The 23756-nt window shown below is 38.0% G+C and carries 23 protein-coding genes, 1 tRNA gene and 1 pseudogene; 8 read left to right on the top strand and 17 right to left on the bottom strand.

Annotated elements, in window-relative coordinates:
* Positions 1 to 186: 186 nt before the first annotated feature.
* Both RM541_RS02175 and RM541_RS02170 read left to right on the top strand, forming a co-directional pair.
* Entirely contained in the window at positions 187 to 1410 is a 1224-nt protein-coding gene (locus RM541_RS02175) for a metallophosphoesterase (RefSeq protein ID WP_311498583.1), read from the top strand.
* A 75-nt stretch (positions 1411 to 1485) separates the two neighbouring features.
* The gene (locus RM541_RS02170) at positions 1486 to 1782 is read left to right on the top strand and encodes a thioredoxin family protein (RefSeq protein ID WP_311498582.1); all 297 of its coding nucleotides are present in this window, start codon (positions 1486 to 1488) and stop codon (positions 1780 to 1782) included.
* On the opposite strand, the gene RM541_RS02165 is transcribed toward RM541_RS02170, so the two are convergent.
* The 3 genes from RM541_RS02165 to RM541_RS02155 all read right to left on the bottom strand — a co-directional run bounded on the left by RM541_RS02165 (position 1779) and on the right by RM541_RS02155 (position 6690).
* A complete protein-coding gene (locus RM541_RS02165) occupies positions 1779 to 2600 on the bottom strand; it encodes a polysaccharide deacetylase family protein (protein ID WP_311498581.1) in 822 nt (273 codons plus the stop codon). The two genes, RM541_RS02170 and RM541_RS02165, sit on opposite strands and share 4 nt — an antisense overlap.
* Positions 2601 to 2633: 33 nt before the next feature.
* Entirely contained in the window at positions 2634 to 3266 is a 633-nt protein-coding gene (locus RM541_RS02160) for a hypothetical protein (protein ID WP_311498580.1), read from the bottom strand.
* 103 nt (positions 3267 to 3369) lie between these two features.
* The gene (locus RM541_RS02155; protein WP_311498579.1) at positions 3370 to 6690 is read right to left on the bottom strand and encodes a glycosyltransferase family 117 protein; all 3321 of its coding nucleotides are present in this window, start codon (positions 6688 to 6690) and stop codon (positions 3370 to 3372) included.
* Between the two features lie 326 nt (positions 6691 to 7016).
* On the opposite strand from RM541_RS02155, the gene RM541_RS02150 reads away from it, so the two are divergent.
* Positions 7017 to 7089: transfer RNA gene (locus RM541_RS02150), tRNA-Gln, on the top strand.
* Between the two features lie 89 nt (positions 7090 to 7178).
* On the opposite strand, the gene RM541_RS02145 is transcribed toward RM541_RS02150, so the two are convergent.
* Both RM541_RS02145 and RM541_RS02140 read right to left on the bottom strand, forming a co-directional pair.
* Entirely contained in the window at positions 7179 to 8108 is a 930-nt protein-coding gene (locus RM541_RS02145) for a DUF6807 family protein (protein ID WP_311498578.1), read from the bottom strand.
* 153 nt (positions 8109 to 8261) lie between these two features.
* The gene (locus RM541_RS02140; protein ID WP_311498577.1) at positions 8262 to 10481 is read right to left on the bottom strand and encodes a CRTAC1 family protein; all 2220 of its coding nucleotides are present in this window, start codon (positions 10479 to 10481) and stop codon (positions 8262 to 8264) included.
* A 337-nt stretch (positions 10482 to 10818) separates the two neighbouring features.
* Here RM541_RS02140 and RM541_RS02135 point away from each other — a divergent pair, with 337 nt between their 5' ends.
* The 3 genes from RM541_RS02135 (at position 10819) to RM541_RS02125 (ending at position 14051) form a co-directional block, all read left to right on the top strand.
* Positions 10819 to 12072 (top strand): ATP-binding protein, encoded by a 1254-nt coding sequence (locus RM541_RS02135; RefSeq protein ID WP_311498576.1) that lies wholly within the window; start codon positions 10819 to 10821, stop codon positions 12070 to 12072.
* Positions 12073 to 12103: 31 nt separating this feature from the next.
* A complete protein-coding gene (locus RM541_RS02130; RefSeq protein WP_311498575.1) occupies positions 12104 to 13153 on the top strand; it encodes a response regulator in 1050 nt (349 codons plus the stop codon).
* A gap of 88 nt (positions 13154 to 13241) precedes the next feature.
* Positions 13242 to 14051, top strand: coding sequence for a universal stress protein (locus RM541_RS02125; protein ID WP_311498574.1), 810 nt, complete (start codon positions 13242 to 13244; stop codon positions 14049 to 14051).
* A gap of 593 nt (positions 14052 to 14644) precedes the next feature.
* Here the strand turns inward: RM541_RS02125 and RM541_RS02120 are convergent.
* The 8 genes and pseudogenes from RM541_RS02120 to RM541_RS02085 form a co-directional block, all read right to left on the bottom strand.
* Positions 14645 to 15040 carry a group III truncated hemoglobin gene (locus RM541_RS02120; RefSeq protein WP_311498573.1) on the bottom strand — a complete coding sequence of 132 codons (396 nt, stop codon included), beginning with the start codon at positions 15038 to 15040 and terminating at the stop codon, positions 14645 to 14647.
* Position 15041: 1 nt separating this feature from the next.
* Positions 15042 to 15326, bottom strand: a complete 285-nt coding sequence (locus RM541_RS02115; RefSeq protein WP_311498572.1) for a hypothetical protein — start codon at positions 15324 to 15326, stop codon at positions 15042 to 15044.
* A 109-nt stretch (positions 15327 to 15435) separates the two neighbouring features.
* Complete coding sequence (gene trxA / locus RM541_RS02110) at positions 15436 to 15735, bottom strand: thioredoxin (RefSeq protein ID WP_311498571.1); 300 nt, start codon at positions 15733 to 15735, stop codon at positions 15436 to 15438.
* A 96-nt stretch (positions 15736 to 15831) separates the two neighbouring features.
* Positions 15832 to 16111: pseudogene (locus RM541_RS02105) on the bottom strand (acetyl-CoA hydrolase/transferase C-terminal domain-containing protein); the annotation flags it as partial.
* Positions 16108 to 16263 carry a hypothetical protein gene (locus RM541_RS02100; RefSeq protein ID WP_311498570.1) on the bottom strand — a complete coding sequence of 52 codons (156 nt, stop codon included), beginning with the start codon at positions 16261 to 16263 and terminating at the stop codon, positions 16108 to 16110. The gene RM541_RS02100 and the pseudogene RM541_RS02105, both read right to left, overlap by 4 nt.
* 4 nt (positions 16264 to 16267) lie before the next feature.
* Positions 16268 to 16846 (bottom strand): YceI family protein, encoded by a 579-nt coding sequence (locus RM541_RS02095; protein WP_311498569.1) that lies wholly within the window; start codon positions 16844 to 16846, stop codon positions 16268 to 16270.
* Positions 16847 to 16930: 84 nt separating this feature from the next.
* Positions 16931 to 18247: a hypothetical protein gene (locus RM541_RS02090; protein WP_311498568.1), complete on the bottom strand. Its 1317-nt coding sequence runs from the start codon at positions 18245 to 18247 to the stop codon at positions 16931 to 16933.
* Between the two features lie 35 nt (positions 18248 to 18282).
* Positions 18283 to 18870 (bottom strand): YceI family protein, encoded by a 588-nt coding sequence (locus RM541_RS02085; protein WP_311498567.1) that lies wholly within the window; start codon positions 18868 to 18870, stop codon positions 18283 to 18285.
* A 354-nt stretch (positions 18871 to 19224) separates the two neighbouring features.
* Between RM541_RS02085 and RM541_RS02080 the strand changes: the two genes are divergently transcribed.
* Positions 19225 to 19623 carry a response regulator gene (locus RM541_RS02080; protein ID WP_311498566.1) on the top strand — a complete coding sequence of 133 codons (399 nt, stop codon included), beginning with the start codon at positions 19225 to 19227 and terminating at the stop codon, positions 19621 to 19623.
* An 85-nt stretch (positions 19624 to 19708) separates the two neighbouring features.
* Here the strand turns inward: RM541_RS02080 and RM541_RS02075 are convergent, their stop codons facing one another.
* From RM541_RS02075 to RM541_RS02065, 3 genes are all read right to left on the bottom strand, one after another.
* A complete protein-coding gene (locus RM541_RS02075) occupies positions 19709 to 20041 on the bottom strand; it encodes a hypothetical protein (RefSeq protein ID WP_311498565.1) in 333 nt (110 codons plus the stop codon).
* 138 nt (positions 20042 to 20179) lie between these two features.
* Positions 20180 to 20809 carry a metallophosphatase domain-containing protein gene (locus RM541_RS02070; RefSeq protein ID WP_311498564.1) on the bottom strand — a complete coding sequence of 210 codons (630 nt, stop codon included), beginning with the start codon at positions 20807 to 20809 and terminating at the stop codon, positions 20180 to 20182.
* 92 nt (positions 20810 to 20901) lie between these two features.
* Complete coding sequence (locus tag RM541_RS02065) at positions 20902 to 21117, bottom strand: hypothetical protein (protein WP_311498563.1); 216 nt, start codon at positions 21115 to 21117, stop codon at positions 20902 to 20904.
* Positions 21118 to 21299: 182 nt separating this feature from the next.
* On the opposite strand from RM541_RS02065, the gene RM541_RS02060 reads away from it, so the two are divergent.
* On the top strand, positions 21300 to 22814 hold the full coding sequence (locus tag RM541_RS02060) for a hypothetical protein (protein WP_311498562.1): 1515 nt from the start codon (positions 21300 to 21302) through the stop codon (positions 22812 to 22814).
* On the opposite strand, the gene RM541_RS02055 is transcribed toward RM541_RS02060, so the two are convergent.
* Positions 22811 to 23641 (bottom strand): universal stress protein, encoded by an 831-nt coding sequence (locus RM541_RS02055; RefSeq protein ID WP_311498561.1) that lies wholly within the window; start codon positions 23639 to 23641, stop codon positions 22811 to 22813. The genes RM541_RS02060 and RM541_RS02055 overlap by 4 nt on opposite strands.
* Positions 23642 to 23756: the final 115 nt, after the last annotated feature.

Below are 23756 nucleotides of genomic sequence, written 5' to 3'. Positions count from 1 at the left end.
TTGATTATATAAGATGGGGTGAAGGTAATTCTAAGGCCTTGGATATTCAAATTTATAGGTTTGCAAGATCCTGAAGATTGTAATGCCGGAATATAAAATTTCTATGTTATCATTAGCTAAAATAACTGTAACAGGCAGTTATCCAGAAAGATTAAAAGTATCTTCGCGCAAAAATTACACAAGCCAATGCGATGGATTATTTTTGTTGTTGTTTACGTTCTCCTGGACATTTATGCGTACCAGGTTTTTAAAACCGTGAGCAGGTATTCCTGGATTTACTATATCTACTTGTTCCTCTCCCTTGCTGTACTGGCAAACCTGCTTTATCAATTTAACAGTGGCGAAGATGATGGCTGGGCCGGTGCCCGGTCTTATGCTGTAGGGTTCTTCCTGGTTTTCTTCGTGCCCAAGCTCATCTTTTTTCTTCTGATGTTTGGCGAGGATATCGTCAGGCTTTTTGTAGGCGGGGGTCGAAAATTGGCAATTTCGGGTACTGACTTTAATTTGCCTTCAAGAAGAAAATTCCTTAGCCAGATAGCTCTTGGTTTAGCAGCCATACCTTTCGCATCGATGCTCTACGGAATGTATAAAGGAAGATATGATTTCCGGGTCTTGAAGTACACGTTGTACTTCGATGATCTTCCCGATGCTTTTGATGGGTACAGGATTAGCCAGATAAGTGATGTGCATAGCGGTAGCTTTGATAATCCTGAAAAAATCAAATACGGGGTCGACTTGTTAAGAGAACAGGATAGCGATGTGGTGTTTTTTACCGGCGACCTGGTAAACGATTCAGCAGCCGAAATGGAAGACTGGAAAGACCTATTTTCTACTGTAAAAGCTCGGGATGGGGTATATTCTGTCCTGGGAAATCACGATTACGGAGATTATAAAAACTGGCCAAGTGCAGCTGCAAAAAGGGAAAATCTTGAGACTTTGAAACAGACCCACGCAGAAATGGGCTGGAACCTGATGCTAAATGAACATCGTTTTCTTGAAAAGAACGGACAACGAATTGCATTGGTCGGAGTGGAAAACTGGGGAGCCGGTGGTTTTAAGAAGAACGGGGATCTTGATAAGGCTTCCGAAGGATTAACAGCAAAGGACTTCAAAGTACTTTTAAGTCATGATCCCTCGCATTGGGATGAGAAAGTGCGAAAAGATGATAAACATTTCCAGTTAACCCTTAGCGGACATACTCACGGAATGCAGTTTGGTATAGAAATTCCCGGCTGGTTCCAGTGGAGCCCCGTGCAGTATCGCTACAAGCATTGGGCAGGGATTTATGAAGAAATGGGCAGGGTTATTAACGTAAACCGCGGCTTCGGATTTCTTGCCTATCCCGGGCGGGTTGGAATATGGCCTGAAATAAGCGTTATTGAACTGAAAAAAGGCCCCAAGCCTGCATAATAATAAGAATTTGCTATATTTGATTATGCCGGCATTTAAGGTGTACAAATCTAATTGTGATAAAAGCTTGATTTTATGTCAAAATTTGGTGAACTGGTAGATCTAAACATCCCCGTGTTGTTAGATTTTTATACTGAATGGAATGATGCTTCTAAAGCAATGCATCCGGTTTTAAGGGATGTGGCAGCGGCACTTGGCGATAAGGCCAAAGTGATAAAAATAGATGTAGACAAAAATGCACAACTTGCTGAAGCCCTTAGGGTAAAGGCGCTACCTACTTTAATGATCTATAAAAATGGTGAAATGAAATGGCGGCAGAGTGGGGAACAGGATGCCAATACGATCATCGGGCTTATTAAAGAATACATTTAAAGCTTTTTGAAGCTGAAATTCTTGTTTTTGTAGTATTCCAGCACCTGCGGGAGTACTTTTTCCAGGTTTATGAAGGCTTTCCTGCTATCGTGAAAAACGATGATGCTTCCTTGTTCAGCATTTTCCAGGACATTCTGGAGGCATTCTTCTTCAGATAAATTCTCATCGAAATCATAACTAATCACATCCCACATCACTAACTGGTAGCCGATATTTGCCAATTTTCGCGCCTGGCTGTTTTTTATCCTTCCGTAGGGAGGGCGGAAGAGTTTGGTAGTTCGTAGTTTGTTGTTCGTAGTTCGGTGGTCCTCTTTCTCTCTTTCCCTCTTTCCCTCTTTTTCTTCAGAATTTATTGCTTCTTCAGCCTTAGAAACGTTTTCAATATATGCTGAAGTTGCGGTTTTCCAGCCATCCAGGTGATTAAAAGCATGATTTCCTATGCTATGTCCTTCAGAAAGGATTCTTCTGAAGATTTCGGGATGTTTTTGCACATTATCACCAATGCAAAAGAAGGTGGCGTGTGCATTATATTCCTTTAGAAGGTCCAAAACCCACGGAGTAACTTCAGTAATTGGCCCATCATCAAAAGTGAGGTAAATACTCTTCTGCATTTCCATTTTTGTCCATCTTCGGGGGTAAAGCCGCCTTAGAATTGAAGGATATTTAACCAGAAATTTGTTCATTTCAATTTGCGCAAGAGATGAAAAATTGTGAATTTTAGGAGCACCTCCTAAAAAGGCAATTATCGATCCTGCGTTGTTTTCTGTTGTGGTACAGGAAAGGGAAATATTGCTTATGTTGATTAATATTCGCGTCAATTGTGAATATGCAATGTTCGCTGTACTTATCAGCTAATTGTCAATGTCATATAAGTAGACTTGCAAGAAATAATCTTTATTGAGGTCTTTACATTTTCTATTGACTTCATCTACTAGATTTAATTGTTCTTCATTAATCTTTCTATAGTCAGCTTTTGGTTTTGATTCTATCTTAATAGAAAGCATGTGATTAATTGTTTCTTCAAATTCATTGCTGAATTCTGAACTTATCATTTTCCAGACATAGTTTAAATAATTGACCAAGAGTTGGAATTCAAAAGCATTTCTGGGTATTTTGTAATCTAAAGAATCTGGAATTACGAATTGGCCTGATTTTCTCCATGGATGGGCAACAATATTATTTCTAAAACTTTGTAAATCCCATTCGTTTATTTTTTTAAATATACTTTTGTTAATGTTCCTTATCTCATTAATCCTTTCTTTATAAGGTTTTAGATGAATACAATTGAAATTCTTATATTCTTCTTGAAAATTTACAACTTCTAAAATGATATGATATAGCAGTGGAGAATCTGAATAACTTAAACCTTTGATGATTTCCTTATTCTGATCCAGCTTTTTCCATATTGTATTTACGGAACTATGACATTTGTATAAAATGATTAAAGTTTCAAATAATTTTATTTTGTCCTTCTGTTCAATCATCTCTAGTGTTTAGGCATAAGAACCTGCTAATAAAATGTTGATACTTTCGTTCCGAAGAAAACTCAGCCATAAAACAAATAATGAATCATGGCTGAACTATTTTTTACTCCTGAAGCTCTTCCGCCGGAATTTCTTCAGAAAAAGTGTCTACTCCCTGCTGCGGATTAAGTTCCCGGTCAAACTGCTCTTCAATTAACTGCTGAGAAGGTCCTGCATCGGTATCAATTTCTTCATCTTCTGCATAAAAATGCCTGAAAAGACGCAGATATGTATTAAACTCTTCTGCTTTTTCCTTTACAATTTCCTCGTCCTGCTGTCTTACCAGAATGTTTATAAGGGAGCGGTATCTTTCAATATCATTAATAATTTCGCTTGCATAACGATATTGCCTGTCCTGATCCCAGGTGCTGTAATAGTTGAGATTCTCCTGGTATTTTTCGGCAACTTGCTCCCAGAGATCTCTTGCTTTTTCTATTTCATTAACTTCATAATAGCCTTCAATAAATGGTTCTACAAGAGAATAATAGCCATATTTATCTAATGGCATTTTTTCGATCCCGAGATCCAGAATTTCTTTAGCAGCTGATGTGTCCTGTTCCTGCAGAAGATTTTCTACCAGTCGTGCAAGATTACTCCTGTAGGTAATTGCGTTTTTACGGGTTTCGGGATCATGATAAATATCGGGATCCTCCATATTCCCCCAGTCCCATTGCTTTACAATATTATACATCTTCTGGGTATTTACGCGGCCCATATCGAATGGATTTCGAGGATTTACAGGGGTGCGGATAGGTACCAGCTTATAAGCAACTCCTTCCAGCTGCAGGTAATCCTTCATCCACAGGTAATCGTCATCGCCAAAGCTGCCTCCGGTAAAGTAAATTGGGCGCTCCCAATTATTATTGGCGATCACATCCAGCATCATCAGCCTGTTTTTATACAATACGCTTTGATCGATATGAATGTCTATATGGTCTACTATAAGATCACTTTCATCTTCCTCCACAATACTATTTTGGAGGACATTTTGTCTATCAACCGGAATCCTCACATTTTGGGTGGGGAAAGTATTGACCATTTGTCCGCCTCTAAGTTCGGCCTGGGTGCGGGCATCATCACTTTCAATATAATTTAGCCAGGTGTTTATAGCAAGGGTATCAGTGGTTCGTTCATCCAGAAATATAGCATCATTCTTACCGGTATAAAATTCACTTTCGAACTGAGACGGGATAGGATCGCTTTCAAAAGCTTTAAGCTTCATCTGGTCAATATACCAATCTGTCGCAAAAAGGCTGGTATTAATGACCCTCACGTCAGTTCTGTATTTCTCAACCTGCTGGACGTACCATAAAGCGAAAGTATCGTTGTCTCCAATAGTAAATATAATTCCGTTTTCCTCTACAGAATCCAGGTACATTTTTGCCATTGCAAGCGCGGTATAGCGGCCGGACCTGTCATGATCGTCCCAGTTTTCACTGGCGAGTAAAGTGGGAACGGCGAGCAAAGTACCTACAATCACTATAGGCACTGCAAGTTTTGGTTTTAAATAATCTTTGAGAATATCTATTAACGCATAAACTCCAAAGCCGATCCATATGGCAAAAACGTAAAAAGAACCCACCAGGGCGTAATCCCTTTCCCGAGGCTCGAATGGCCGCTCATTAAGATAGATTTTAAGCGCTATACCCGTGAAAAGGAAAAAGACGAGCAGCACCCAAAAGTTGTTTTTGTCCCGTTTAAACTGAAAAACCAAACCTATTAGCCCTAATATTAGCGGGAGGAAGTAATACGTATTTCTTGCTTTGTTGTTCTCGACATCGCTGGGAAGTTCGTCCTGTGAACCCAGGTGCATTTCGTCAATAAAATCTATGCCGCTGAGCCAGTTTCCGTTCAAATCTGTATATTTTCCCTGTACATCATCCTGGCGACCTACAAAATTCCACATAAAGTAGCGCCAGTACATATATCCAATCTGGTATTCCAGTAAATATGCAATGTTAGAGGCAAATGAAGGTTTTTCTACATCTATGTAATCACTAAACCTTTGCAGGAAATTGTGATAATCTTCATTATCCAGCTGATTTGTATTATAACTTCTTCGGAATTCATTAATGGCCTGCATTAGCTGCTCTTCACCCTGATATTCAGGTTTGACTGTGAATTCCAGTGGTCCGGTGAATTCCATATAATTTACCGCGTGCTGTGTGCTCCACATACGGGGTAGAATAGCTTTGTGATCATCATCCAGATTTTGCCTGGCGTTCTTATAATCATTTACAATTACATACTCTCCCTTTTCCTCGTCTTTCTCATAAAGCGGTTTTGCGTCTAAATAAGGATTGTCCTCGTCCAGGCCGGCGTACATTTCTGACCATTGAGGTCCATAGAAAAGATGGGTCTCCCCATATTGTTCCCTGTTGTAGTAGGCCAGGAGTTCCCGCGCATTGTCCGGGCTATTTTCATTAATAATAGTAGGCGCATTTGAACGGATTGGCAGCATCATCCAGCTGGAGAAACCTATCAGAATAAAGAGGATGCAGAGAAAGAGAGTATTAAGCTGATAGTATCTTTTTTTGCGGGTATAGGAGATTCCGAAGTAAAATGCAGCGACAATAACGATAAAGGCTATAATTGTACCTGTATTAAAAGGAAGTCCAAGCGAATTGGTGAAAAATACTTCTGAAGCCGAGAAAAATGTCAGGGTATAAGGCAGTAAAAGTTTAAAGATGAATAGCAAAACTGCAACTACCACCACGTTGGCAATAATGAAATTTTTGACCGTGACATTTTTATAGTTTTTGAAGAAATATAGAAAACCAATGGCAGGAATCGTTAACAATCCAAGAAAATGCACACCAAAAGAAAGCCCGATGACCAACGAGATTAGAATCACCCAACGGTTGCCACGAGGTTTAAACATGTCCCTTTCCCAAAGCAGTCCCAGGTAAAATAAAATTGCCATAAAGCACGAGGCCATGGCATAAACTTCAGCTTCAACAGCGCTAAACCAGAAGCTATCGGTAAAGGTGAAAGCAAGGGATCCAACCATGGCACTTCCTAAAACTGACATCTTTTTTGATGCGGAAATTTTAGAAGGTGGCCCTGCAATTTTTAGCAGAAGCAGGGAAATGGACCAGAACATAAACAGAATAGTAAAAGCACTGGCCACACCAGACATAAAATTCACCATTAATGCCACCTGACTGTCGTCTGGGGCAAAAGTGGAAAAGAACGCGCCCATCATCTGATAAAAAGGTGCTCCTGGTGGGTGACCGACTTCAAGATTGGCAGAAGTCGCAATATATTCTCCTGCATCCCAGAAACTCGCTGTAGGTTCCAGGGTTAAAGTATAAGTGGTAAGTGCAATTATAAAAACCAGCCATCCCAGGATTTTGTTCCACTTACGAAAGTTAAAATCTGTCATTTTTATGTAATGTTGAATCCCTTGTAGGGTATGATTACCCGAGGCTTACCCTCGATTTTTAAACTAATTTTTTAATCCTCATGGTTATTCCCTGAGATACTTTATATTAATGTGGCGAATTTAATAATAAATATGTGAATGCCTGATGAACGTGCTTTAAAAGGAATTATTTTATCGGGAAAAGCCAAATTAGCTTAACTTGTGCTATATGTAAATATCAGAGGTACAGTAGAATTTAAAAAAAGATGAAGGTTTTTGAAATAATTTTGATCAAAATGTTTGTGTAAAAAGAACTTTGTTTTAAATTTGCATCCGCATTTAAGCATTGGCCTATGGTGTAACTGGCAACACGTCTGGTTTTGGTCCAGAAGAGTCTAGGTTCGAGCCCTAGTAGGCCAACTAAAATGTAAAACCGAATTCTGAAAAGAGTTCGGTTTTTTGTTTTTTGGAAGTTTTGTAGGGTGCATTACGGGAATTGGATCTTATTCTTAATTGAGGTGATTTCTGAATTCCTTATAATAAGCTTCGATTTCTTTAGTTGAAAGTCCGCTGTGCACCAGAATCCGGTTACGGAAATTCAGGCTCTTACCCTTTTCAATGTCAACAGCATCTTTTCCGGGAAAAGCCATGTTTTGCATACTTCGGGAACTTCTAAGAATCCAGCCCTGGTAGGAAGGCAACTTTTCTGGTTCTCCCATGATTACAATTCCCGACTTGCCTGGATTGGAATCAATAAAGCTACCTTTTAATGCAATCCAGGGGCCGCCTTGCACCGGTAGGTTGTGGGGTTCAACTTCTCCTGTACCGGAGTGAAAGCTCACATTTTCAGGTAAAACAAACCGCGGTGAAAATCCGCCGTAGCCTTTTTCATCTTCAGATCCTCCTATTGCTATTCCATCAACTAATGCAGTGAGATTTATGTCAAAGGTTAAAGAGAAGATTCCGTTCTCCAAACGTTCATAATTAATGGAGACATTTTCTCTAATTACAGCTTTTTGAGTTGAAGTTAGTACCCAAAAAACTTCAGCTTTTATTTCCGCGGTATTCTCTTTAATACTTGTAGATGTCTTTTGCACATCCCAACGGATATTTTGTAATAGCCAGGGATCGGCTACCCGTTCTCCTTCAGCATATAACTGGTGCCAAGTCCAGAAAATTCCGCGGTGGTGCAAATGATCTTCCGGAAAATCTTCAGTTAGAACTTCACCATTTGGGCCGTAGAGTGGATGAATATAGTTTGCACGGGGATATTCTCCATCTTTAGATTTTGTCGCAGTTTGGTAGAAAAAACGCGGACGATTATCTTCCAAAAGCAAGATTCCTTCGTCAGACTTTCTGAATTCCAGTTCCTGGGAACAAAGGATCTCCGGAAGAAACGTGGCTGTCGCAAAGAATAGAAGGAGTTTAAATTTTATCATCCTGATGGTTTAATGTTTAAATTTATGGGAATTCTGATTGTTCTGCTAATGTTCGTTTTTTCTGAAGTATTTCGTGTAAAGTGGGAGTTTTATATGGAGGTCGAAAATTGGCAAATTTCGGCATACACATTTGAAATTCTGAAAAGGGAAACACTACTGTACAGTTTCCTTCAATTGAAAAGGTTTTAATTTCAATTCTTTTGCTTCCGCTTTATTTTCTGTGATCTTATAGAACGTATTTAATTTCAGGTTTTTAAAGCTTTGTTTGTTGCCACTACCCGCCCAAAGAATTTTTACTTCCATTATTTCTGAAGCTTTTCTCAAGCCTATCTGCGCCCTTAAAGTAGAAGCGCCAAAACTTCCTCCTGAACTAATTGTGTGAAAAATAGAGCGTTCAAGTCCATCTTCCATAACTTTTATTTCAATTTTGCTGCCAATAGCTGCCCTGTTTGCCTGTGTTCCTTCCAGTTTTAGAGTGATCCAGTTGTTTTCATCCTGATAGGGGTTTATATAAAGCGAATTGAAGAAATTATCACCTTCATAAGCTCCTCCCATCACCACATGAACGTCCTGATCTCCATCATTATCAACATCAGAAAATGAGACGGCATGTCCTTTTTGAATATGTCCAAATCCTCCGGCCGTGGTCACATCCTGAAATTCTTTTCCGGAGTTATTTCTGAAAACCCTGTTCGGGATAATAGATTCAAAATTTACTTCACCTGTACTCAGATAAATGTCCGGATAACCGTCATTGTCCAAATCGCCATAATTAGCACCCATGGCGTATCCTATTTTGTTCAGCCCCACTTCCGCTGAAACATCAGTAAAAATACCAGCATTATTCTTGTAAAGCCGCATCGTTTCTGCTTTGTTTGGTTCTCCTAAATATTCCTTAACGATATCGGGAACAATGGTATAAAAGTCAGATTTTTGATATCCTGCTACAAAAATATCCGTCCATCCGTCGTTGTTGTAATCAAAAGACCAGGTGGGGAAACTGGAGATTTGCTCCCCCAGACCAATCCGCGATCCCCCTTCTTCAAAGTTTAAATTTCCATTTTTATCAGTTCCCTGGTTCAGAAATAATAAATTTTTACTTGAAGATTGTAGCGTAGAGACATAGATATCCATCCATCCGTCATTATTATAATCTCCACTGGTTACTCCTTTCACGTAGTAAGGCTTTTCAGTAGTACTAATTGTAAGCCCTGCACTGGCAGTACGATTAGAGAAGGTTTCATCCCCGTTGTTAATGTAAAGCTCGCAAGGGTGAACATTTCCTTTTTCAGATTCATTTCCTATAAATAAATCTATCCAACCGTCGTTATTAAAATCTGCCCAAGTCGCGGTTTGTGTAGGATGAAAGGAAAGTAAGCCGGCATCTACGGTAACATCTGTAAAGGTGTTATCTCCGTTATTCCTTATCAGCGAATTTGGATGTTTGCCCAGAGTTCCCATCCACGCTCCCCGCAGTACGAAAATGTCCAGAAATCCGTCATTATTGTAATCGGCCTGCACCATATTTAGCCCTCCAGTAGCCATTTCCAGTCCAGAGCTTTCAGTTTTTTCTGAAAAACTCCCGTCTCCGTTATTGATAAAGTACCGTAAGTGATCTGAAGGAAGCCAACTGGAAACTACGACGTCTAAAAGATGGTCGTTGTTAAAATCATCTACTATCCCGCCTCCAGATAATTCATTAACATTCAGGCCAAGTTGTGGGGCTATATCTTCAAACTTTTTTAGTGGGTATTCAGATTCAAAGGCAATTTCGGGAATCAGCCATTTTTCGGGTACACCTTCAGGATATTCCCCTAAAGTCATATAAGCAATATTTAAAAGCCATTTACTGTTGTAATCATGGGAGTCCTGTCTCAAAAATTCCTCATAAAGTTCAATAGCTTTTCTGGATCCTTCCGGGGCCTGGTGAAAGCCTTCTGGATTAATGGGAATAATGCAGGATGCAGAAGCATTATGGTGATGTATACAATTTTGTTGTTCTCCCAACCGCATATAAGCCAATGCCAGTAAAGGCCCTAAACTTTCTTCTTCATTTGAATCGAGTTTATAACGTAATATGCCGTTGTTACTTGCTTCCCATAAATCTTTAAAAATAGCTATAGCAGCTTCAGTTTTACCGGCGTATAACAGTGCACGTCCTTTTTTTAGTTGGTATCGTTCTTTTTGATTTCCAGGGACTACGTTGGAAATGCTGTCAAAATAACGAACTCTTACAGAAGAGGCATAAATATTCTCCGGAACGAAAAATTGAGTTTCAGCTGTTTCTTTCAAAAGTTCAGGCATAGTTTTCTTGCCGTCACAGGAGACAAACAGAAAGAATAACAGAATTATTATCGTTACTACGTATTTCATGATGTTATTTGCGTCACCCCTTCTTTTTTTCTTATGAAATTTATGAGCGGGCTCTGAATAACTATTCCGAAGAATTAAGAATGTCGAACTTCCCACAGTTAAAAGAAACATTTGGACCTTCTTCAAAAATAACAAAGGATAGGAGACTTTTATAAGGAAACCTACAATATTATAAAACTATCAATTATGCGTATAGAAAAATTTTAATCAACAGGGAATATCGAAAATTGCCAAATTTGAATACATATTTTTTCATGTGAAAATTGAATACATAATCTTTGGTTTAGTGCTAACTTCATTTAATTAAGCTTTTGTAAATTCGTGTAAAACAATAACTGTGGGTAAAAGCGAGTTCATTCAGAATAAAAATGTTTTCAATGTTCTTTTTGAAGCTGCTTCCGAAGGAATTATTGTAGTTGATTCTACCCAGATGGTGATTGCCGCAAATACTGCTGCGGAACATATGTTTGGTTATGATTCTGGTGAATTAACAGGAAAGCCGCTGGACATCCTTATCCCCAAAAATTATCGACCTAACCACGGTAAGCATTTTTCAAAATTCTTAGATAACAGTGAACAAAGACAAATGGGCCATGGCAGGGACCTGCATGGTTTAAAAAAGGACGGGAGTCAGTTTCCTGTTGAAGCAGGATTAAACCCGTTCCAGATAGATGGTGAGGATTATGTAATGTCACTTATTATCGATATTACTGTTCGTAATGAGACACAGCGACAAATAAGGGAGCTTAATACAAAACTCGAGGATAAAATTGCGATAAGAACACAGGAGCTTCAGGAGAGTGTTCAAAAATTGCAGCATCTAAACCTGGATCTTGAAGATGAAATTCAAAGGAGAAAAGCGGCTGAGCGAAAAATTAAAGATGCCCTGCAGAAGGAAAAAGAGCTTAATGAGTTAAAGACAAAATTTCTTTCGCTGGTTTCTCATGAATTTAAAACTCCTCTCAGCGGCATTCTAACTTCAGCGACACTTGCTGAAAAATATGTAAAATCTGAACAGCAGGACAAGCGGGAAAAGCATTTAGGGACGATTAGAAATAAAGTTCATTACCTTAATAATATACTTAATGATTTTCTTTCCATAGAAAGACTGGAAGCAGGAAAGGGACAATATAAATACACCAACTTTAGCCTTAAAAGGTTGATCAATGAAGTGGTGTATAACGCAAATATTACTTTAAAAAATGGTCAGGAAATAACCTATTCCAAAGATCTGGAAGATATTGTGCTTTACCACGACGAAAAAATCTTGGAACTTATTCTTTCTAATTTACTGGGTAATTCCATTAAATATTCTCCTGAAAATACGCTGATAGATTTTCGTGTAACTCCTACCGATAGCTCTGTAATTTTTGAAGTTCAGGACCAGGGAATAGGAATTCCGGAGAAAGATCAAAAGCATATTTTTGAACGTTATTTTAGAGCAGAAAATGCTCTTTTGGACCAGGGAACAGGGATTGGGCTTAACATTGCCTTTACTCACCTGGAAAATCTTGGGGGAAGTATAAAGTTTGAAAGTGAGGAGAACGTAGGGACAAAATTTACTGTAGAAGTCCCGATTTTAAAGCCATAAAAATTTCTGAAGAAATTAAAGAGTTATTACAATGAAAAAGGTATTGCTAATAGAAGACGATGTAACTGTAAGAGAAAATACAGCCGAATTGCTGGAGCTTTCGGGTTACGATATCGAAACGGCTTCTAACGGTCGTCTGGGTGTGGAAAAAGCCAAAAAAATTCTTCCAGACGTGATCGTGTGTGATATTATGATGCCAGAAATGGATGGTTACGGTGTTCTCGAGGAGTTGAGCAAGAGTGAAGAAACTATAGACATTCCGTTTATTTTTCTTTCTGCAAAAACTGAGCATAAGGACATAAGAAGGGGAATGGATCTTGGAGCCGATGACTATCTCACCAAACCTTTTGAAGAGGAAGATTTACTTAGCGCCATAGAAAGCAGGCTGGCGAGGGTGGCCATCATCAATTCTTTTAAAAAGAAAAGTAAGGAGTCGCAGCAGCCGGAGGGAAATTTATTAAAAGGCTTGGAAGATCTGCGCAGCCTTATAAGTGAAAATGAATTATTGGAATATCGTAAAGGGGAAAATATTTATGAACCGGGCAAGCAGTCCAGCTACTTTTACCTGGTAAAGCGCGGTGTGGTGAAAGCGCACAGGATAGATAGCCAGGGAAAAGAACTTATAACAGAGCTTTATAAAGATGATGACTTCTTCGGAAATATTTCTCTGAATAATGCAAGCCCATATCAGGATTTTGCAACTGCAATGGAAGAAACTCAGCTTTATGCCGTTTCTAAAGAAGAATTACATAAGATTTTAGCAAATAACGGTCGGGTAACCCTGGAATTAGTTGAAATTTTGAGCAACAGCCTTTCAGGGTTAAAAGAGCAATTGATGGGGATGGCATACGGCTCCGTCCGTAAAAAAACAGCAAATACAATTTTGCTTTTTGCAGAAAGAATTAAAAAACATCCGTTAAAAAGTATAAGAATCTCAAGGGCAGATCTTGCAGGTGTTGCGGGAATGGCACCGGAAAGCCTTATAAGAACCCTTTCAGATTTCAAGAAAGAGGGATTAATAGAAATAGAAGGAAGGAACATTAAACTTATTGATTCCCAGGCCCTCAAGAATGTGGTGTAGATTCTGCTGAAAATTCTCAGAACTGACTTCTGTCATTTTTCATCATGTATAGTTCATATAGTTTTGTATAAATTATTGAACCATAACGATGAATATATTAATCCTGACCGACTTTTCAGAGGTGTCAGAAAATACAGGAAAATATGCCCTGGATTATCTGGCCGGCAGGCCCGGAAATGTTTATGTGCTAAATATTCAGGATTTTAATTTTAGCAAAACAGATCCTATTACGCTGGAGAAGAAGATGCTTCATATTTCTAAGGAACTTCATAAGACCCTGGAAATGCTTAAAGCCTATTCCCAGGATAAAGGTCTGGAATTCCATAGCATCTTATCTTCTGAAAATCTTATTAGCGCTATCCGCAAATGTATAGCCGAAAAGAAAATTGATCTCATCTTTATTGGTGCTGCCAGTCAGGATGTGAGGCACCATCCTATCCTCGGGAACCATGCTTATGAAGTGGTTCGGAAAATAAAGTGTAACATTGTTGCTGTACCGGGCAAAAGTGTTTATCGAAAACCCAGAACCAGTATGCTCCCAATAGATTACTCTGTCCTATCCAAAGAAAAAACTTTTGAACTTATTCAAAAATGCGATCTTATTAAAAATTCCCACATGACCGTACTGGAACTTAATGAGGGGCATCCAGTGGAGGCTAATAAAGAAGTTATTTGTGAGGTTTTATCAAATAAGTTAGAGCAAGCCAAGGTGGAGTATGTAGATATGGAGAAAACAACAATATTTGACAGAGATTTGTTGTTGGAAATCCAGGATAAATTCGATATTATCGCAATTATCGGCAAGAATCTTAATGTATGCGATAAGCTCCTTAACGACCGCTATGGCCTATGTTCCAAAATAGACAATATGTTGCCAATCCTCGTATTACATCAATAATATTGCATTCAGAAATGTGTAATTTCTGAGGATCAAAATTAAATTATACTTTTTCGGAATTTATAAGGTCTTATCTTCTTTACGAGACTAATTACAGGTCGAAAACTGGCATTTTAGAGGTAGCACTTTCTGCGGAAAGCTTATTGTGGCACGTGCAGCCAGCCTTCGATCTAAATCTTCCTTTTCAAGCCTTAATTTTTTCAGTTTTTTTAATGCTGAAGTTTTTCAACAATAGGAACAGATCCTAAAGGCCGAAAACTGGCATTTTTTAAGGTACTCTTTTTTGAGCCTGAAGAAATTTTCAAATAGAATCCGCAGAATGAAAAACTACCACCCGATAATTGACATTTTAGAAGTGCCTTCTATTATTTACAATTCTTCTGAAGTGGTTTTCCGTTTCAGAATGAATAATTTCAGCTTTAAAAAATGATAGAAGTAAATACTGAAGGTCGAAAACTGGCTTTTTAGAGTTGCCATTATTCTGCAGAGTGCGTTATTGGAAAACTATACTCCTTAACCTGATTCAGAATCGTATTATTGAACAGGCATTTATGCAATCTTAATTATGCATAGCCAAAATTGGCAATTTTCAATCAATCCTCTTTTACCTGGCGGCTCTGGAACATTTTAATATAAAGATGAGTAGACATCTTCCTGGCATTGTGTTTCGCCCTTTCTGCCAGCTCGCCCTTATAGAGTTCGTCTACAGTCTCAAACCATAAGTTGAGCCAGATCCCGAAGTGGGACTGATCTATTTTCCCTCCGTTTTCCTGATCTACTTTTACGTGCGCCCGCTGGGGATTTCCGTTATAATTACCTGCAAAGAAAAGGTTACTTTCCCAAAAATCTGTAAGCTTGGAAAGATGTGCATCCCAGTCGCTAATACTGTTATTGAAAAAGTAACCGATTTCAGGATTTTTTCTCACTTTCTTATAGAAAGATGTTACCAATAGGTGTACGTCCTCTCTATTCCGAAGATCCTTTTGCATATTATAACGGTACATTTATCGCGATAAGAATTGTGCTTACCACTATGCTTAGTATAAAAGAATTAAGTACGAATTTAGGTTTTAATTGAGCTAATACAGCAGCATTGTAACCCATTGCTACCACTACAACAAAAAATAACTCAATCATATTGATCAAAGCGTGTCCCTGCATCAATATCATCATAGCGGCAATAGAACCTAGACAGCTGGATACGATAATTCCGGCAGACATATAAGCGTAATAGGTTTCTTCGAAATCGGCAAGTAAGTTTTGGTATAGTTTCATGATATTTTACTTTTAATTATGGTGTAAAATTATCACTAAAGTCCTGCCTAATATATGATAAAGATCATATTAAGGCGATATTTGCCATTTTTGGATCCAGGCTGCAAAATTAAGAATGAGACTCTACTATCCTTATAATTTCGTCTTTTGGCAATACTCCAGATTGTCTCCAGAGTTGTTCGCCATCTTTAAAAAGAATCATTGTAGGTACACCTCGTACCTGGTATTTGCCGGCAAGGGTTTCATTTTTGTCCACATCAATTTTTACAATTTTCACTTTTTCACCCAGGGCTTCTTTGGCGTCCTTTAAAATAGGAGCAAGCGTTTTGCACGGCCCGCACCAATCGGCATAAAAATCTATTAGCACAGGTTTGTCTGAGTTGATGATTTCCTTAAAATTACTTTTCATAGCAAATGTTTTTGTGTCTCCCTTAAATTTACGGATTACCCCGTAATTATAAAGGTTTTGATGCAGTTTTGTGACGGGGAGAGGTAACTATTTCACTTAATAAATCATCTTAAAAGTAGCTTTTTTTAGCGCTTCCCGGTGATTTGGATGAGCAATGGAGATAAGAGCTTTTGCACGTTGTTTCAGGTAATTTTCCGAAGAAATTTACGACGCTAAATTCGGTCACTATGTAGTGTACGCGAGCCCTGGTAGTGGTTACTCCAGCGCCTAACTTTAGAAAAGGTACAATCTTGGAAACTCCTTTATTGGTCATAGAAGGTAAGGCGATAATAGCTTTCCCACCTTTAGATAAGGATGCCCCGCGAATGAAATTCATGTTCTACTTTCTTCAACTCTGTAGTGGTCGCATAAAGCATCAATTAAAATATTAGTTGTCATTGCAGCACCTTGAAAGAATATACGGTCACCAGATTTCACGCAGGATACTGCTTTGTCGGTTGAAATATTATGCAGTTCGTCCTTTTTCATTCTGTCATTTTTTAACCTTCAGATTAAAGTTGATTTCGATGTCGTCTTTTACCACGATCATTCCGAACAGTTTTTTAGGAGGCTCAAGTTTAAAGTCTTTAATATCCAGCATTAATATCCCACTGATATTTGAAACCTCACCTTTACTGAATTCTACAGGGAAGGTATGCTCTTTTCTTGTTTCGGCGATGGTAATATTAACCACAGCGTTGGCAGAGCCTTCCTGCTGGCGGCGTATTTCCAGCAACTCTATCAGGATGTGGGGGTATTTTTCTGACTGGATTAACTTGTGGAAGTCACTATTTATAGGTCCGTTTCCGCAGTCGAATCCTTTTGTATTAAGACCAAGAACAGCATTTTTAAACCTTACGTGATTAGGTTCATCTGTGATGTATTCTATGGGATATTCCTTTTGAAGAAACTTCATATCAAAAACACAGTCGAATGATTTTATATTGGTGTCTCCGGTAATTTTCAGTTTACTTTTAGGAAGAATTTTTACGGTTTTGTTTTGAAAGCTATTCTGTGCACTTGTAAATGCACCAAAGAACAGTACGGTAACAATGAGCAGAACATTTTTCATTTTTACGGGATTTTAGTTTTTAAATAAAAAGCGGGAGAATGCTTGATTCCCCCGCTCTTTTGGCTAATTCAAACAATTTTTATTTTAGAAGCTAATTACTGCCTCTACGTTAAATCCATTAAATGATCCGCCGTTATGAATATCTCCCGTAGGATAGTCATTATAGTCCTGGTTCACGTATTCGATTTTTGTAAGAATATTTTTAGTCATGAACCAGCCACCTCCAAGGTTGAGACGATTTACTGAAACATCTTCACCAGAAGCGAGCTCTCCGTTTACCGTATTATAACGCCCACCTACGTAGAAGTTTTCAGTTTTACCAAAGCGGTAGATAAGTTCTCCTGCATATTGGTTCCAGGTTCTCTCATCTTTTTCAGATGCATATTTACCAGATGCATTTTCGTAGATTCCAAAGAACTCAAGACCACCAACTTTAATGAATGGGTTGATCATAAAAGCGGTCATTTCGTTTTTAAGGTCTGGATTAATTCTACCAGCTCTAAAACTGTCGCCACCATCAGGACCGTTCATTACGTTGTAATATCTTGATCCTGCACGGTCACCGCTGTAAAGGTAAATACCTCTTCCATTATTGTGAGCACTGTGGAATACAGATCCTGTAAGTCTAAACCTAAAGTCTTCAGAAAGTTGTTTGTCGTATCCAATTTTCCCCAGAAGAGAGGGGCTGGTGTGTCCTTCACCTACTGTAGACTGGTTTAATTTACCGTTGGTAAACCCAACCATACCTAACCATCCTTCGTTGAAGTAGTACAATTCTCCACCAACTTCTGTAGTAAAACTATCCATCAGGTAGTTACCAACAAATGGGTTGTAAAGAGCCATCGCGTTGTCACTTCTTCTAAAGTGTGCATCACCATAATTATTTTCCATGTGACCAAATTTAACTCGCAGGTGTTCCATTAACCCTGAAGCCAATCCTTCGCTTATAAAGTCCAGGTTATCTACCTGTAGGTACCCTCCTTTTACATAAGCTTCCGGGTGGTGCTGAGAAGAAAGGTATGTGTTAAGGTGAACTCTTACTCCTTTAGCAAGAAGAATGTCAAAGGTCATGTTGGCAGTAGCAAGGTTAAAGTCACTTCCCAATTCATGAAGATCTGGAGCTCCAGATGCATTTTCCTGATCAAGTCCCTGGAATTGTAGTGCGAAAGCTCCACCCAGTCTTACTTGTACACCTTCGAAATCTCCATACACCACATCTTTATTTGGTTCGAAAGTGCTAATACCGCGTTGATCGGGATATCTATAGTTAGGAAGACTTCTGTCCCAAAGTGTGGTTTGTTCATCTTCTTCTACAACCAGGACATCTACATCTTGCGCTTGTGACTGAAGACCCATTGCCATGAATAAGGCGATACCTGAATATTTGATTAGATTTTTCATTTTGATCGAGTTTTAATTTTATAATTGATTTGTAGTTATTTTGAAAAAGTAATTTGAAAGTTAATTTTTACCTCATCTCCTGTAGTAATGGTCCCGAACATTGCAGTGGGAGGGTCTACATTAAAGTTGGTCATTTGTAAAGTTTGATTTCCGCTTAAGCTTATGTGGTTTCCGTTTATTTCTGCATTAAAAACCATGTCAATGGGTTTTTTTGTGCCCGCTATCTTCAGGTAGCCAGAGGTTGAAACTATACACTTGCTTTTAGAAGTACAGTCTATCTTTTTTACCTTGTTAAGCTGGTATGTAATTGCTTTATTTTGGTCTGTCTTTAACGCTTTATAAGTGTTCTTGTCCATTCCTCCTTTACCACTTTTAAGGCTCTCTGCCACCACAGTAAAATTTAATGCGGAGATATCGACAAGTTGGCCATCCTTCATTTCTGCATTCAGATTTCCTTTAAAATCTTCTGCTATTATTTCCCAATCATGAATATTGGAAGTTCCTTCTATCTTCATGCTGGAGGCATTCTTGTTTACGCTATAATTTTGAGAAAGTACAGTTTGTGCTGAGAAAAATATTATCAGGCTTCCCAGTGCCATTAAAATTTGTTTTGAGGTCTTCATAATTCTTGTTTTTAATTATATTACAAAGATGGGGTGGGAGTGCGTACTGAATTATGACAATTATCAGCATTCAGTATTTTTTGAAATAAAACTTTAGAAAAAGGTTGTGGTAGAAAATTAAATAAGAATTGTGGGGAGAGCAGTAAAGATTATAGAGGTACTGTAAATTTCCTTATCTTCGCCCGATTAAATTTTAGCAAACTCCGTTTTGGTCGCCTGCTCCATCATAGGCATAAACACAAATGGTATTATTTCAATTTGTATAATAGAGGTGCTTTGTACTCTTCGCATTATTGCTTTTCCGATGGCGATATACGGTGGTAGAGAATTTTTTATTTATTAGCTAGTGTAGTAATGAAGGTGGAAAAGAAAATTTGCGTAATAGATGATGACGAGATTTACCAGATGATCATGAAAAGGGTGATTGGTAAAGCCGATGTGTTTGCTAAAAGGCAGAGCTTTTATAATGCACAAGATGCTCTGGAATCATTCCAGAATTTGGCTCACTCTTTACCAGACCTTATTTTACTGGATATTAATATGCCTGGAATAAACGGATGGCAGTTTATAGAAGAAATGCGGAAAAAACGCTCCGGCTTTGAAAAGGAAACAAGAATTTATATTGTCACATCTTCGATAGCACAATCAGATTACACGAAGGCAAAGTCTTATCCTGAAGTATGTGGTTTTCTAAGTAAACCGGTGGATGTGGCTCAGATAGTGAATATAGCCAGAACACTGGAAGAGGAGTAAGGGAATAAAATTATAAAACTGAAGCAGAAAGATCGCTTTAAGGATATAAAACAAAAAACTTCAGTAGAGACTGAAGTTTTTTGTTTTAGGCGGCTACAATTAAGTTGTAGTGCGATAGCAATTCTTTATAAAAGTAAACGTTCTTTTTGTCGTCCTTAAGGCACGCTTTAAGAAAACGCTCAAGATCCTGACAGTCGAAAGTTATATTAGTATATTTCTTTCTTCCGACTGGAATCTGCATTGTAACCATTTGTTTCTCGTAATCTATTTTTACATTTTTAGCTTCAAAATACTTTTTAATTATAGCCCTGTGCATAATTGTAAAATTAGATTTCTCTGCATCCAGGTTTGATATGCTGAATGAAATAAGATTTTTGACCTCATCTATCAGCTCTGTAGGTGTATAGCTGTTCTCCATAAAAATCTTTCTTTTAGTTAGTTAATCTTCTTGTGGGTGCTAAGTTACTATGACAAAGGATATTTGGTGTTAAAAAAAGTCTAATAATACTCTAGTTAGTAAATATTTAACTCGTTTACAGTTTCGTTTAATTTCTTATTAAGAGTCTTCAACAGAATATGTTATGGGGACATTGATATTTCTATACCTTCCATCCAAACAAGAAGAGTTTATAAAGAGCGTCTTTTTTGTTCTTACAGAGCCATAAGAATTATGTATATGTCCAAATATATGAAGCTGTGGCTCTATGGTATTTACGTACCTCTGTAATTCCTCGCAACCTATTGCTGTTCCATTGTCAAGGATATCCATTATTTTATAAGGAGGGGTGTGTGTGATAAGCACATCTGTATTTTCTGGAATTTTTTCCCAGTGTTTTCTTATGCTTTTTCCCCTGGCTCTTTCAAAAGCCCAGTTTGAGTTACCGGGGGTGACAGGTGATCCCCAAAAATTAAATTTTCCAATTTTTATTCCGCTGTCATTAAGATAATGGATGTTTGCAGGAAGAAAATCCAGCTGTTTCTGATTTTTTTCAAGAAAATAGTCATGGTTGCCTGCTATAAAAACTTTGTGCTCATGGTCCTGACAGGAAAACCAGTTCAAAAAATCCAGAGTTTCCTTTTTTGTGCCTGCTTCCGTGCAATCTCCGGCGTGAACAAGAACGTCGGCAGTGGGTAAAGTCAATTCGCTGTGTTTACCGTGGGTGTCAGAAATACAGGTAATCTTCATGCTGTTTTTTATCTTAGCTGTAAAAATAAAAAATCCGGTGGAAGTCACTCACCGGATGAATATCTCTGTAAAAAATTCAGATGCTACTTTAGCTATTCGCCATTTTCAGTCTGTTCCCCGGAAATATAATCTTTGTCTGCAGGGAGTAATTTGTCTATAAGTTTCGTCACGATAAAAGCTATCATAACGGCTGTTACTGCAAAAAAGATAAATTTTACAAGGAGACTATCGCTAAGGACCATGCTATAGAATCCCAGAAAGAGTTCTAAAGCTACAAATACAATCTTTACACTTAGCTTAATTAACATGGGTACAAGTGGGTTTTGTTCCAAAGATACAATCAAAAAACTTTGATCCTGTCAATGTTCTTTTAGTTTGACTAAAATTTAACAGCTTGGTGATAAAGGGATTAGTTTTTCCGTTAAATTATGGCAAAAGGATTCGACAAAATTGATTTTAATTGTACATTGTTTTAACTAATTTTTTCTCTTTGAAGATATCTCGAAAAATTCTTATAGGCATCGGCTCTGTAATTTTACTGGGCATCATTCTGGTAATTATTAACCTGATTGCTGAAAATAAATTAAAAAATACGCTGGACTCCAGATTAAAAGAAGCAGGAGGTTCTTATGAAGAGCTGGATGTGAATTTACTTGGAGGTTCTGTTGAAGTAAAGCAGATAAAGCTAAATCTTGCTGAAAAAACTCTCGAAGCCTCTGCTGTTAACCTGGATGGTATTAGTATAATTAACTATCTGCGCAACGGAAATATTGAGATAGAGGAGCTTTCGATCACTGATCCTCGTTTTCTGATCGATAATGGTAAAAAAGATACTGTGGCTAAGAAGCCTTCAGAGGGAGGCTCAGATTTTAAGAAAAAGGTGTTAATAGAGAATGTGAAATTGACAAATGCTGAAGTTCAAATTCTTCAGGAGGATTCTGAAAGTAAATTGTTCTCGAAATTCAGCAAAATCGCCCTTCAGAAGGTGAAAATTGATCAAAATACACTTAAAGCTCCTGTTCCTTTTAAGTTTGAAGGCTATAATTTTCAGAACGATACACTATACTTTCAATTAGATGAATTGCATATCCTAACGGCTAAAGAAATAAATGCCGAAAATGGGCATTTTGAGGTAGTAGCTTTAAAGATGTTGCCAAACTTCGATAAAGAGGAGCATCAGCAGCATATTCCTTATGAAAAGGATCGTTACAATTTTGCATTTTCTAATATTCAACTGGAAAACCTAACCTGGTCTATGGAGAATGATACACTGCACCTTCGTAACCCATATATGGAGATTAACCAGCCCAACCTGGAGGTTTACCGGGATAAAACACCGCCAGATGATCCCAGGCAGAAATCACTGTATAGTCAAACCATCAGAAATTTACCGATTAAGATAAAATTTGACAGCATTGTGCTTAAAGATGGGTATGTTTTATATGAAGAGCGAGCGCGAGCTTCCCGTCCTCCCGGGTCTCTTGATCTTTCCAATTTGGATGCTACCATCTATAATTTTACCAATATCGGAATGGAGGAACCTGATTTTCCAAAGACCGAAATAGATGTTCAAAGCCTTATTTTTGAAAAAGCACCGTTAAAGGTGCATTGGGAGTTTGATGTAAGTGATCGTGAGGACAGGTTCCAGATCTCTGGAAATATGGGAGCAATGGCAAGCGCTGAAATTGATGAATTTTTAAAGCCTGCAATGAATGTTTCAACAACCGGGTCTATTGAAGATATGCAGTTTAATTTTTCCGGTGATGATGACGCGGGAAGTGGAGATATGAAGCTTTCTTATAATGATTTTAAGGTTGAGGTTCTCAAGGACGATGGCACAGAAAAGAATAATTTCTTATCTGCAATAGCTAATTTTGTTATGGACGGTACAACTAGTGAGGAAAGGCAGTATAAAGATGTAGAGGTGACAAGAGATAAGAAAAAATCGTTCTGGAATTATTTGTGGATTTTTATTAAAGAAGGTGCAATTAAGACTCTTATCTAAATTCTGAAAGTGATCACAGGGCGATTTGCGTTATTTACAAGATCTTCGCTTATGCTTCCATTAAAGAAATGCGCAATTCCTTTGCGGCCATGAGTACTTATTCCCATTAGGTCGGCATTAATTTCTGCAGCAAAATTCATTATACCTTTTTCTACTGTAATATCGTTATAAATATAACTTTTGAGTACAATATCATTTTGCCCTTCGGTAAAGACTTTTATTTGATCCTGAACCTCTTTTGATGATCTGAAGTTATTGGGAGTATTTATGTAGAGTAAATGCAAATTAGCCCCTAATAGAGTGGCAAACTCTGAAGCCTTTTGTAGCGTATGTTTATTGACAGGTTCAGCATCTGTAGCGAAAACGAACTCTTTAATATAAAACTCTTCTGCAGTTTTCTTGATAACAAGTACCGGGGTAGTTGAATGTCTCACTATTTTCTCTGTATTGGATCCAATAAACATTTCCTGAAAACCACTGGCGCCATAGGAACCCATCACAATTAGGTCAAATTCGTTCTTATCGCTATGTTCCAGGATTCCCTTGTAGGCCTCGTTAAACTGAACATTTTCATAAACCTCAATACCTTTCAGAAAAGGTGCTTTAAGGAGTTTTGAAAACCGCTGGTGTGCCAGTTTCATAAAGAAAATTGATTCCGGCAGGTTTCGGCTGGAATGCCCCTGCACAGGATCTATCAATTCCAACGGTAGTTCCAAAACATGCAATAGATGAACCTCGCTGTTGAATCTTTTTGCCAGCTTTGCTGCAACCTTTAATGCGTTTTCGGCTTGGTCAGAAAAATCGGTTGGTACTAAGATCTTTTTCATGATATAAAGGGATTGGAATATGCTTATTATCATAAATTTACTAATAAATTATCATTTGCGCAGCTGTTTTCTATCTCAGAATTAATTATTATATTTGCATCGTTGAAACTAAAAA

Source organism: Autumnicola psychrophila (assembly GCF_031846645.1).
In the GTDB taxonomy this organism is placed as follows: domain Bacteria; phylum Bacteroidota; class Bacteroidia; order Flavobacteriales; family Flavobacteriaceae; genus Autumnicola; species Autumnicola psychrophila.
Note: the sequence above shows the minus strand (reverse complement) of the source record. Positions and strands in the feature narration are given on the sequence as shown.

Bases quoted from the DNA above. Each gene is read 5' to 3' on its own strand.
- RM541_RS02115 (WP_311498572.1), bottom strand. From the start codon at position 15,326: ATGAAACTATACCAAAACTTACTTGCCGATTTCGAAGAAACCTATTAC.
- RM541_RS02170 (WP_311498582.1), top strand. From the start codon at position 1,486: ATGTCAAAATTTGGTGAACTGGTAGATCTAAACATCCCCGTGTTGTTA.
- RM541_RS02100 (WP_311498570.1), bottom strand. From the start codon at position 16,263: ATGAAAAAGGACGAACTGCATAATATTTCAACCGACAAAGCAGTATCC.
- RM541_RS02120 (WP_311498573.1), bottom strand. From the start codon at position 15,040: ATGCAAAAGGATCTTCGGAATAGAGAGGACGTACACCTATTGGTAACA.
- RM541_RS02140 (WP_311498577.1), bottom strand. From the start codon at position 10,481: ATGAAATACGTAGTAACGATAATAATTCTGTTATTCTTTCTGTTTGTC.
- RM541_RS02080 (WP_311498566.1), top strand. From the start codon at position 19,225: ATGAAGGTGGAAAAGAAAATTTGCGTAATAGATGATGACGAGATTTAC.
- RM541_RS02145 (WP_311498578.1), bottom strand. From the start codon at position 8,108: ATGATAAAATTTAAACTCCTTCTATTCTTTGCGACAGCCACGTTTCTT.
- RM541_RS02065 (WP_311498563.1), bottom strand. From the start codon at position 21,117: ATGTTAATTAAGCTAAGTGTAAAGATTGTATTTGTAGCTTTAGAACTC.
- RM541_RS02095 (WP_311498569.1), bottom strand. From the start codon at position 16,846: ATGAAAAATGTTCTGCTCATTGTTACCGTACTGTTCTTTGGTGCATTT.
- RM541_RS02155 (WP_311498579.1), bottom strand. From the start codon at position 6,690: ATGACAGATTTTAACTTTCGTAAGTGGAACAAAATCCTGGGATGGCTG.
- RM541_RS02130 (WP_311498575.1), top strand. From the start codon at position 12,104: ATGAAAAAGGTATTGCTAATAGAAGACGATGTAACTGTAAGAGAAAAT.
- trxA (WP_311498571.1), bottom strand. From the start codon at position 15,735: ATGAAAAGTAATTTTAAGGAAATCATCAACTCAGACAAACCTGTGCTA.
- RM541_RS02055 (WP_311498561.1), bottom strand. From the start codon at position 23,641: ATGAAAAAGATCTTAGTACCAACCGATTTTTCTGACCAAGCCGAAAAC.
- RM541_RS02175 (WP_311498583.1), top strand. From the start codon at position 187: ATGCGATGGATTATTTTTGTTGTTGTTTACGTTCTCCTGGACATTTAT.
- RM541_RS02075 (WP_311498565.1), bottom strand. From the start codon at position 20,041: ATGGAGAACAGCTATACACCTACAGAGCTGATAGATGAGGTCAAAAAT.
- RM541_RS02160 (WP_311498580.1), bottom strand. From the start codon at position 3,266: ATGATTGAACAGAAGGACAAAATAAAATTATTTGAAACTTTAATCATT.
- RM541_RS02125 (WP_311498574.1), top strand. From the start codon at position 13,242: ATGAATATATTAATCCTGACCGACTTTTCAGAGGTGTCAGAAAATACA.
- RM541_RS02070 (WP_311498564.1), bottom strand. From the start codon at position 20,809: ATGAAGATTACCTGTATTTCTGACACCCACGGTAAACACAGCGAATTG.
- RM541_RS02090 (WP_311498568.1), bottom strand. From the start codon at position 18,247: ATGAAAAATCTAATCAAATATTCAGGTATCGCCTTATTCATGGCAATG.
- RM541_RS02085 (WP_311498567.1), bottom strand. From the start codon at position 18,870: ATGAAGACCTCAAAACAAATTTTAATGGCACTGGGAAGCCTGATAATA.